At 59.8% G+C, this 10,830-nt stretch carries 9 protein-coding genes and 2 tRNA genes; 6 read left to right on the forward strand and 5 right to left on the reverse strand.

Annotated features, from left to right (window positions below):
• Window positions 1–30 precede the first annotated feature (30 nt).
• From ACW5W7_RS11455 to ACW5W7_RS11465, 3 genes are all read left to right on the forward strand, one after another.
• Window positions 31–621: a sigma-70 family RNA polymerase sigma factor gene (locus tag ACW5W7_RS11455; RefSeq protein WP_349917788.1), complete on the forward strand. Its 591-nt coding sequence runs from the start codon at window positions 31–33 to the stop codon at window positions 619–621.
• Window positions 614–1,360, forward strand: a complete 747-nt coding sequence (locus tag ACW5W7_RS11460; protein WP_456501783.1) for a DUF3379 domain-containing protein — start codon at window positions 614–616, stop codon at window positions 1,358–1,360. Before ACW5W7_RS11455 ends, ACW5W7_RS11460 begins: the two co-directional genes overlap by 8 nt.
• Window positions 1,361–1,768: 408 nt before the next feature.
• A complete protein-coding gene (locus ACW5W7_RS11465; protein ID WP_456501784.1) occupies window positions 1,769–3,028 on the forward strand; it encodes an outer membrane protein transport protein in 1,260 nt (419 codons plus the stop codon).
• A 2-nt stretch (window positions 3,029–3,030) separates the two neighbouring features.
• Here ACW5W7_RS11465 and ACW5W7_RS11470 read toward each other — a convergent pair whose 3' ends face one another.
• Entirely contained in the window at window positions 3,031–3,255 is a 225-nt protein-coding gene (locus ACW5W7_RS11470) for a hypothetical protein (RefSeq protein WP_456501785.1), read from the reverse strand.
• 22 nt (window positions 3,256–3,277) lie between these two features.
• Here ACW5W7_RS11470 and ACW5W7_RS11475 point away from each other — a divergent pair, with 22 nt between their 5' ends.
• The 3 genes from ACW5W7_RS11475 (at window position 3,278) to ACW5W7_RS11485 (ending at window position 8,109) form a co-directional block, all read left to right on the forward strand.
• Entirely contained in the window at window positions 3,278–4,534 is a 1,257-nt protein-coding gene (locus tag ACW5W7_RS11475; RefSeq protein ID WP_456501786.1) for an outer membrane protein transport protein, read from the forward strand.
• 114 nt (window positions 4,535–4,648) lie between these two features.
• On the forward strand, window positions 4,649–5,875 hold the full coding sequence (locus tag ACW5W7_RS11480) for an EAL and HDOD domain-containing protein (protein ID WP_456501787.1): 1,227 nt from the start codon (window positions 4,649–4,651) through the stop codon (window positions 5,873–5,875).
• 977 nt (window positions 5,876–6,852) lie between these two features.
• Window positions 6,853–8,109 (forward strand): amidohydrolase, encoded by a 1,257-nt coding sequence (locus ACW5W7_RS11485; protein ID WP_434662417.1) that lies wholly within the window; start codon window positions 6,853–6,855, stop codon window positions 8,107–8,109.
• An 88-nt stretch (window positions 8,110–8,197) separates the two neighbouring features.
• Here ACW5W7_RS11485 and yjjG read toward each other — a convergent pair whose 3' ends face one another.
• The 4 genes from yjjG to ACW5W7_RS11505 form a co-directional block, all read right to left on the reverse strand.
• Window positions 8,198–8,878: a pyrimidine 5'-nucleotidase gene (gene yjjG / locus ACW5W7_RS11490; RefSeq protein WP_456501788.1), complete on the reverse strand. Its 681-nt coding sequence runs from the start codon at window positions 8,876–8,878 to the stop codon at window positions 8,198–8,200.
• A gap of 69 nt (window positions 8,879–8,947) precedes the next feature.
• Entirely contained in the window at window positions 8,948–10,414 is a 1,467-nt protein-coding gene (locus tag ACW5W7_RS11495) for a M17 family metallopeptidase (protein ID WP_456501789.1), read from the reverse strand.
• A 139-nt stretch (window positions 10,415–10,553) separates the two neighbouring features.
• Window positions 10,554–10,630, reverse strand: a tRNA-Met gene (locus tag ACW5W7_RS11500).
• Window positions 10,631–10,742: 112 nt separating this feature from the next.
• Window positions 10,743–10,819 (reverse strand) — tRNA-Met (locus ACW5W7_RS11505).
• Window positions 10,820–10,830 lie beyond the last annotated feature (11 nt).

Genomic DNA, 10,830 nt, shown 5'->3' on the forward strand with positions numbered 1-10,830 from the left:
AAGCCACCTCAGATAAAAGGAAGTCCAGCAATGGCGTTTGGTTTTTTCAGAAAAAAAAGTGCGGGGGCAGGAAAGGATCCCTCGACCACACCGGTCTATGGAGGTATGGCAGATAAACAAACCAAATATGAAGCTCTGGTCCATGCCCTGCACGCAGACATCTACCGCTATGCCTACTGGCTGTGCCGGGATCCGCAGGTCGCCGAAGACCTGGTGCAAGAGACCTTCCTGCGCGCCTGGAAGGCGATCGACACCCTGATCGACGACAAGGCCGCCAAGGCCTGGCTCATCACCATATTGCGGCGGGAAAACGCCAGGCGCTTTGAGCGCAAGCAGTTCGATCTGGTGGATCTCGACGATCATCCCCAGAGCGATCCGGGCAACCTGCACAACGAGCAGGAGATGGAAAACGAGTGGCTCAGGCGTCATATCGCCCGGCTGCCCGCCGAATATCAGGAGCCCCTGCTATTGCAGGTGCTGGGGGGGTTCAGCGGCGAGGAGATCGCCGAGCAGCTGGGCCTGAACAAGAACACCGTCATGACCCGGCTGTTTCGGGCTCGCAACCAGATAAAAGAGGCCATGGAGTCAGCAGCACAACAGAGAGGACACAACAATGGATGAGCTTGAGTTTCGCCGCCGGGCCACTGCCCATCCGACGGACACCGATCCTGTGTTCCTCGCCGCGGCCCAGGGCTCCCCGGCCAATCGCAAACACCTGGATGAGATGAAGCAGCTGGATCGGCATCTGCATCGTGCCCTCGAGGTGGAGGTACCGCCCGGCCTGGCCGAGCGCATCCTGCTACGCCAGGCGATGGAAGCCGATGATGAAATCGTGGTTCCCCTGCCGCAACCCGTGGCACGCCCTCAGTGGCGCAGTCTCGCCATGGCGGCCTCAGTGGCATTCCTGCTTGGCATGAGCACCCGCTGGCTGAGCTGGCCCACCCCGGCCCCGGCCGAACTCTCCCTCGCACAGGTGGCCATGGCCCATGTCTACGGGGAAGAACCCTTCATCAAGGGCGTGGATGAGAAGGTCAGCCTGCAGACCATCAACGCCAAGATGGAGAAATACGGCGCCACCCTGATGGACATGCAAGGGATGAAGGTGACCTATGTGAATCACTGCGCCTTTTACCAGGGGCCGGCGCTGCACATGGTGATCCAGGGCAAGATGGGGCCTGTCACCCTGTTCCTGGTGCCCAAACATGTACCCCTCAGCCTCCAGCCTGACTTTGAGGATGGTCAGCTCAAAGGGGAGATCATGCCTCTCAAGGGCGCCAACATGGTGCTGATAGGCGACATGCAGGAACCCCTGGCCCCGGTCGCCAAGCAACTGGAGTCCCGGCTGCACTGGTCGATTTAACAGAACTTAACCCAGACTGACGCCCCCCTGGGGATGTCAGCTCCACAGGCAGACAAGCCCTTTGTCTGCCTGTTCCTCTCCACATCACCGCAATTCCCCGCCCATTTCCCGCGTGAAGTCACAAAACCACGAATTTATTTGAGTGATACAAACGAAACCGCATTGGCCATTTATTACCCAATAATGGATAAATCTGACTAATAAAACGCCGAGTTAAAACAAATGATTAACACAATGGAAACTTTTATGTATTCTGCTGTCACTGGTCTGATTTCTTACCTCCTACCAGATCCATAGAATCACGCCAGAAGTGAATGGGAAGAAGCTTAAATAACAACAGATCTTGTCGTTTATAGCGGACAAAGAGCCGTGATATCGACATAAAATCTGCTTACAAGAGAGAACACTATGACTACTGCCTTTTTCAAGAAAAGCCTGATCGCCGCGGCCGTCACCCTGGCCAGCACCCAGACCTTTGCGGCTGCCTTCCAGCTGAACGAGCACTCGGCCTCCGGTCTGGGTCGCGCCTACGCCGGGGAAGCAGCCGTTGCGGATAACGCATCCGTACTGGCCCGCAACCCGGCCGCCATGACCACCTTCGACAAGATGGCAGTGTCCGTATCCGGCACCTATATCAAGCCCGATGTGGATGTCGACGGCAAACTTGCCGGTGCCGTACCGGCCAGCGAGAGCGATATCGCGCCGGATGCTTTCGTACCGGCGGCCTACTTCATCCAGCCCCTGAATGACCAGTGGGCCTGGGGGATTGGCATGTTCTCCAACTACGGTCTCTCCACCGAATACTCCAAGACCTATGCCGCGGGTGCCGGTGCCGGTGATACCGAACTGTTGACCTTCAACATCAACCCCAACATCGCCTATCGCATCAACTCCAACTTCAGCATCGGTGCCGGTATCAACGCCGTCTATGCAGAAGCCGAGCTGAACCGCTACGCCGGTGCGCTGGCCGCCGCCATTCCTGGCGCCAAGGCTGACACCCGCCTGGCCCACCTCAAGGGTGATACCTGGGGCTTTGGCTGGAACGTCGGTACCCTGTACGAGATCAACGACAGCAACCGTCTGGCGCTGACCTACCGCTCCCAGGTAGACCTGAGCTTTGATGGCGACTTCCAGGGTGCCACCTCCGGCAACCGTGTGGTCGATGGCAACCTGAAGCTGGATCTGCCAGCCCAGGCTGAATTCGCCGGCTACCACCGTCTGAACCAGCAATTCGCGGTGCACTACTCCGTCAACTGGACCGACTGGAGCGCCTTCCAGGAGCTCAAGGCGACCAGCAACGCCTGTGCTGGCGGTGTCTGCCTGCAAAAAGACGAGAAGTTCAAGGACGCCATGCGTTACGCCATCGGCGGCACCTGGTACGTCAACCCGGCCTGGGAAGCCCGTATCGGCTTTGCCTACGACAACAGCCCTATCGAGCCGGAATACCGCAGCCTGAGCATTCCTGACTCTGATCGCGTCTGGTACAGCGCCGGTGCCACCTACCACATCGATCAAGACATGAGCATCGACTTCGGCATGGCTTATCTGGATGGCAAGGAAGTGGACGTGAACGAAGGGATGCGTACTCACGCCGACACACTGCGCTGGCAGGGAACCTCCCACGGCAACGCCTTCCTGGCCTCTGCCCAGTTCAACATGAAATTCTGATTTCAGGATTTCCAGAAGAGCGCCTGCGGGCGCTCTTTTTTTGTACCGGGATCACGATTGAGCGTACAGCTGTAGCAAACAGCTGTACGCTTTTCGTTTTTTATCAAGCTGTTACCCCCCGTTCCCTCAGCATTTAATCCCGTTTTGCCGCCACGCCCTCCATCCCCGTTGCCTTGCTGGTCATACCATATAAAATCCTGCCCCCAACCAAAAAACAGAATGAACACCAAGTTCACCCAAGGACTAGCAATGCACCCGAACATGAAGCTCTCTCTTCTCGCCCTGCTGATGGCATCAGCCCAGGTCCAGGCCGCCGGTTTCCAGCTGGCAGAGCAGTCTGCCACCGGGATGGGCCGCGCCTTTGCCGGTGAAGCCGCCATCGCCGACAACGCCAGCGTGCTGTCGCGCAACGCAGCTGCCATGACCCGCTTCGATCGCACCGCCTTCTCCGGCGGCGTCATCTACATCCATCCCGACGTCAACATCGAGGGCACCACCCGGGTGCCGACCGCCACGGGACCGGTGAACCTGGACGCGGGAGCCCATGACATCGCTGGGGACGCCTGGGTACCCAATGCCTACCTCATCATTCCCCTGAACGATCAATGGCGGCTGGGGCTGGCGGCCACCTCCTATTACGGCCTCGGCGTCCAGATGCCGGACAGCTACAACGCCGGCCATTTCGGCAATGTTTCCGATATCAAGACGGTGGATCTGGGGGCGTCTCTGGCCTATCGCATCAACCCGATCTGGTCTGTCGGCGCGGGGCTCTCCGCCATTCATGGCGAAGGGGAAGTGGGCGGCACCTTCCCATCGAACAACAAGATTGCCAAGCACCTCAAGGGCGATGGCTGGGCCATGGGCTGGAATCTGGGGACACTGCTCGAGCTCTCGTCCTCGACCCGTGTCGGCCTCTCCTACCGTCACGACGTCAACCTGACCCTCTCCGGTGACGCCGTCGGCACCGATCTGCAAGGGCGCACCTTCACCGATACCGGCAGCCTGGACCTGCCCCTGCCCGCCACTGCCGAGCTGGCCCTGTTCCATCAGTTGACCCCCGCACTGGCGCTGCATTCAAGCATCAACTGGACCAACTGGAGCAAGTTCGTGTCACTGGAGGCCGGGCTCGATCACTATGGCACCATGCACATCAAGGACGAGCACTGGCAAGACAGCTGGCGCTATGCCCTGGGCCTCACCTATCGACTGGATCCCAAGTGGCAGCTGCGCTCCGGCATCGCCTATGACCGCAGCCCGGTGCCCGCCGATCGACGCACCATCTCCATTCCCGATTCTGACCGGATCTGGTACAGCGCGGGCGTCGGGTATCAGCTCGACAAAAACCTCTCTCTGGATCTCGGCCTGACCCTGCTCGATGGCAAGAAGGTCGATGTCAGCGAGACCATGCAGCTCAAACCCGGCGTGCCCCAGACGACCTCCACCTTCCAGGGCACCTCGGAAGGGGATGCCTGGCTGGCCGGTCTGCAACTCAACTATCTCTTCTGACAAGGAGTTTTTCGCCGATCACTCTGCCAGTTGCTGTCCCTTGGCACGGCTTGGCGCTGGCATAGTGATCCGCTTGCCCATAGAATCTAGCCAGAGCCCATGCTGGAGAGAAATATGTATTCCTATGTTGCAAGGCAGCCCATTCTGGACCGTGATCTCAATACCCACGCCTATGAGCTGCTGTTTCGCGACAGCCTGGATAATGTGTTTCCCCATATTTCGTCCCAGCAGGCGACGGCCAGACTGGTCGTCGAGCAGTTTCTGCACCAGAACATCGATCAGTTGCTCGGCGGCCACCCCTGTTTTATCAACTTCCCCCACTCCTTGTTGCTGGATGGGCTGGCCGAGTGCCTGCCCCAGGGCAAGGTGGTGATCGAGATCCTGGAAGATGCCATTCCCGATGATGCCCTGCTGGCCAAGGTGGTTCAGTTGCATCAACTGGGCTATCGGCTGGCGCTCGATGACTTCACCCTCTCGCCGGCCTGGGAGCGCTTCCTGCCCTATGTCCACATCATCAAGTTCGACTTGCGCGCCACGCCACTGGCGACGATAGCGTCGTTCATAGAATCCCATCGCCACATGCCCCTCACCTATCTCGCCGAGAAGGTGGAAGACGAGGAAGAGTTCGAACGGATGAAGGCGCTGGGCGTCGCCCTGTTTCAGGGGTTCTTCTTCAGCCGCCCGCAACTGGTACAGCAGGCCACGCTGCCGCCGGATCAGCTGGTCGTGGTGCAATTGCTGCAAGAGGTCAACCAGAGCAGCCCGGATCTGAACCACATAGAACAGCTGCTCGACCAGGATGCCTCTCTCTCACTCAAACTGCTCCATTACGTCAACAACCTGAATCCTGAGGCCACCCCCCCCGTGACCTCCTTTCGCCAGGCGGCCAGCCACCTCGGCCACGCCCAGCTAAAACGCTTCGTGACCCTGGTCGCCGCCACCAGTGCGGGTCATGACAAGAGCGCCGAGCTCTATCAGATGTCTCTGATCCGGGCCCGCTTCTGTGAATTGCTCGCCCATACCCATGCACCCGCCCTGCAGGCGCAGCAGGCCTTTCTCACCGGCCTGCTCTCCTTGCAGGATGTGCTCATGGGACAACCACTGGAACAGCTGATTGCCTCCATCCCCCTCACCGATGCAGTCCGCGCCGCCCTGCTGGCTCGCCAGGGAGACCTGGGGTTTTATCTCAGCTTTTGCGAGGATTACGAGAATGCGGACTGGCAGCGGATCATGGCCAGCACGGCCCGCCTTGGCTTGAGCGAGGAGAAGGTCAGTTACCTCTATCTGAACGCCACCGCCTGGGTCAATAAGCAGCTGCTGGCCATGGCGGGAACTGACTAGCGCCTTGGCGCCTTCACCCCTTGCTCTCCCTGTTGCCAGCCTGGACACCATGACGATCTGCTCATCAGGCAACAGGATCCACTGACAAGCCCGGAGATGACGCGGTAATGCCATGTCAAAGCATCATTACAGGCATGTACGCACGCCAGATCCGCCCCCTTCAGGGTAAATCACCCGCCAAATTGAAAGATGCCTCTCCCTCAACCGGGGTAATCCCCTTCTCCTGACAGGCGTTATGACATTCTCTGACAGATAACTTGCTGATGGGTAGAAAAAGGTGGCCCAGACACCTCAACATCACCTGGATGACAGTTTATGGCTCAGCCAGTGGCAATATTGCCGATGAAAACTTGATGAAAACCAAATGAGCCCCACGAAAACCCTTGATAAAAATTACGACAAAAACACACAATCAATTGTTTTTATTGGATAAATAAAATTACACAGCCATATCTCACTCCAGCAAGAGACCAGCGGTTCAAAAAAAACCCATAAAAACATAAAAATACCAACCTCAGCCTGTGCGACACAAAAAGACCGCAAAAAACACAATCTTCATTGTTTTATCGCCCCGATATGGTATCTTGGTCCCACTACTCATCAACCAAGGGAGACAAATGATGACTGAGTTCGTTGTTACCGCCGTTTTTACCGTATTTTTCACTCTGGTTGCCGTCTCTCTGCCCTCCCTGGGTCAGCTCTGAGTCGGTCAATCAGCCAGCGCAGACCTGCTGTTGCGAACCAGCATCTCCGGGGTGCTGGTTAGTTGAACAGAAGATTGCACTTTTGATGATCTGGAGTGAAATATGAATGGGAGTCGATGTTTATCGACAATCGCCGTCCATTTTTCAATCACAAGCATCCAGACTACCCACGAGGGGAGCCACAGGCTCCCCTCGTTGCATTCCGTCACCGGGATTTACTCCGCCCCTCCTGCCCTTCACAATGTCCACTGGACTCGACATGCAGGATGTACCATGACTCAGGATGCTCTGCGCCGCTGGCGCCGTGACCTTCATCGTTTGCCCGAAGCGGCCTGGTGTGAATTTCGAACCAGCTCTCTCATCGCCCGTCACCTCTCTGAACTCGGTTTTTCCGTCATGCTGGGCGACCAGCTGCTGGCCAGCAACCTCATCATGGGCCGGGAAATCGACGTACCCGCCCAGAAGGCGCGAGCCCTTCGTCAGGGTGCCGACCCCGACTGGCTGGCTCGTATCGAGGAGATCACCGGGGTGATGGGACTCTGGGACAGCGGCCGACCCGGCCCCACCCTGGGGTTTCGCTTCGACATCGATGCCGTGGAAGTGGAGGAGCAGCAGGATCCCGGTCATGGCCCGAGCCAGGGGGAGTGGCAATCGTGCAACCCGGGCTGGATGCACGCCTGTGCCCACGACGGCCACACCGCCATCGGTCTGGTGCTGGCCGAGCGGATAAAAAGCCTGGCCGAGACACTCAATGGCCGGATCAAGCTGTTCTTCCAGCCCGCCGAGGAGGGGTGCCGCGGTGGAAAGGCCCTGGCCGCCGGTGGGCAGCTCGATGATGTGGATGCCCTGCTGGCCCTGCACATCGGCATTCATGCCGAGAGTGGCGAACTGGTGGTCAATCCCACCGATTTCCTCTGCTCCACCAAGTTCGATGTGGAGCTGATGGGGCGCGCCGCCCACGCGGGGCTTGAGCCCAACGCCGGCTGCAATGCGCTGGCGGCGGCCTGCATGGCCACCACGGCCATGCTCGGCATTCCCCGCCATCGCGATGGCATGACCCGCATCAACATCGGCCAGCTCCACGCCGGCAGCGGTCGCAACGTGATCCCGGGCCACGCCCTGTTGCAGGGAGAAACCCGCGGCGCGACACCTGCGCTCAATGACTACATGTTCAGCCAGGTGCAGCAGATCGTGGCGGGCGCCGCCGCCATGCAGGGAACCACCTACCTCATTCGCAAGCAGGGCGAAGCCATCGGCATCGAGAACAGCCCCGCCCTGCTCGAGGAGATAGTCCCGCTGGCCAACGCCTTGTCGTTCAAGACCATCCACAGCCGCCGTTTCGGGGCGAGTGAAGATGCGGGTTTTCTCATCGAACGGGTGCAACGCAATGGCGGACAGGCGGCCTACCTCATCCTCGGTGCCAACCTGGCAGCCCCCCACCACCATCCGGCCTTTGACTTCGACGAATCCGTGCTGGCCCCAGGGGTGGCCCTGCTGGAGGCCTGGCTGCTGGGCCGTCTGGCTCGCTAGGGCCGCTCATTCATGCAAAAAGGCAGCCTTCGGGCTGCCTTTTTTATACCAGCGCCATCATGGCACCTTTTCTCATACACTCGCCGCCTCACTGCCCCAATACGATGGCACCGAGGTGAGCGAAGTGATGGATTTCATGGGTCGGCTCACAGGAGGCATCCTGACGCGCGGGGTTATACCAGCAGGTGGCGAGCCCCTGGGCCGCGGCACCGGCGATATCGGTCTTGGGGTTGTCCCCCACCATCAGTACTCGGGCAGGATTCGGTCGCCCCATCCGCTCGAGAGCGAGCTGGAAGATGGCGGGAGCCGGTTTGGTCACCTTCACCTCATCGGAGATGACCAATGTCTCGAACCTGTCGCCCCACCCAAGCTTGTCGAGACGACCCCGCTGGGGCAGGCTGAAGCCATTGGTGATGATCCCCATCCGTACCCGTCCCTGCAGCGTCGCCAGGGTCTCCGTCACCCCGTCGAGGGGGATGCTGAGAGCGATGATCTGCTGCAGGAAGGTCTCGTTCATGGCCATGGGGGCCACATTCACCTGTTCGGCAAACAGGGCGAAACGGGTCTGCTGCAGGTGGGTCGCGTCTATCTCGCCACTGTTGTACTGCTGCCAGAGTCTGTGGTTCAGCCCCTGATATTCCGCCATCTTGGCGGGGCTGGGCACCACTCCGTAGATCTGCAGGGTCCGCTCCAGGGCTTCGGTCACCGGGAAATCCAGCAGGGTTTCGTCCAGATCGAACAATACCCAGTCATAACTTGGTTGTTTCACGCTTGTCCTCAATGCTTGGCTCTTTGCTTGTATCCAAAGGGGGCACGGCGCCCCCGCATCCCATGTTGATCAACGCAGCGGGCTCGCGAGCAGATCCAGAGTCAGCCGGACACCGAACCCCGTCACCTCGCTGCTGACCACGCCATTGCCCCCCTTGCTGCGAAAACCGCTCAAGTCCAGATGCAGCCAGGGCGTCTGTGCCCCTACAAAACGGCTGAGGAAGCGGGCGGCATCGATATGATCCGGCGAGCTACCGGGGGCGCACTGCAACAGATCCGCCCATTCACTCTCGAGGTTGTCGTCATAATCCTCATCCAGCGGGAAGGGCCAGATCCGCTCGCCACTTTGCTGACCCAGGCTGATCAGTTCGCCAAGCCAGGCGGGGCGATTGGTAAAAGCACCGCTGTAATGGCTGCCAAGGGCCCGCTTGCAGGCACCGGTCAGGGTGGCGTAGTCGATGAGCAAGTCCGGCTTGTCCCCAACCGCCATGGCCAGGGTATCGGCCAGCACCATGCGCCCCTCGGCATCGGTGTCCACCACCTCGATGGTGGTTCCATCGATGGCAGTGACGACTTCGCCAGGCTTGTAGGCCAGCGGGCCTATATGGTTTTCACTGATGGCGAGCCAGCAATGCACCTCATAGGGCAGCCTGGCACGGCTGATGGCAAGCAGGGTGCCGAGCGCCACCGCGCTGCCCCCCATGTCCAGGTGCATGCCATACATGCTGCCGCCGACTTTCAGGTTATAGCCGCCGGAATCATGGCAGATCCCCTTGCCCACCAGGGCGAGGCGGCGCTCGGCACTGGCCGGGCAGTAGATGAGCTTCACGATGGCAGCCTGGCCATCTGCCGAGCCCCTGGCCACCGCCAGGAAGGCGCCGGCACCGAGGCGAGTCAGCTCCGCTTCATCATATTCCTGCCACTGCCAGCCTTCTGCCTTGGCGAGCTCCCGGGCCAGGGCGCGATAGTGTTTGGGGGTCAAGTCCGAGGCGGGCAGCACGGCGAGGTGGCGCGCCAGCGCGTTGCCCTCGGCCTCTGCCAGGATCCGTGCCAGATCCAGGGCGCAGCCGGGCGATACCAGCAGTTGCTGGTAACTCACCGGGGCATGGGTTTGCTGCTTGTGGGTCGGCAGTGCCACATTGGCCGCGAGCAGGGCGGCGATCACCAGCTCCGCCAGTTGTGCCCGATGTTCATCGTCAAAACCGGCAAGGTGCAGCGCCAGTTGATCGGTGTTGAGACTTGCCAGAGGTGCCACCCAGTCGCGCACCTGCTTGTAGAGACGATGATCCCGCGGCGGGGCGGCATCGAGGAAGATCACCAGTTGCAAGCCGGCTTGATCAGTCAGGCGATAGGGCGCCTTCTGACCCAGGCTGATCTGGGCCGCCACCGCGGCAAAGGCAGGCTCGGCCAGCAGGCGCGCCCGCTCGGGTTCGGCGATCAGCAGCAGCTTGATGGGGGCCTGACTCGCCATCACCTCGGGCAGGGTGGTCTCTTGCAGCTCTATCTTGGGAGGGAGATAACGAAAGGGTTGCAACATAAGGGGAAGCCTCATCCATGGACAGAAGTCAGGATGATACCGAACAAACGGCAGAAACGACCAGTCTCTTGAAGATTAATGTTCAAGATCAGGGGGATAGTCAGGGGAAATGATAAGGGGGAAAGAGAAGATAGAAAGTTGGTTGCGGGGGCCGGATTTGAACCGACGACCTTCGGGTTATGAGCCCGACGAGCTACCGAGCTGCTCCACCCCGCGTCCGAATTGTTGTCCGTTGCCAGACGTTTTCACCATCACACTGCCGAGCAGTAGCAGTGGATGTCGTTGCAGCATCCCAGAGACTTGCGCCCCTGCCATGCCGGCAAAGAGTTGGTTGCGGGGGCCGGATTTGAACCGACGACCTTCGGGTTATGAGCCCGACGAGCTACCGAGCTGCTCCACCCCGCGTCCGAATTGTT

Source organism: Aeromonas intestinalis (genome assembly GCF_054052485.1).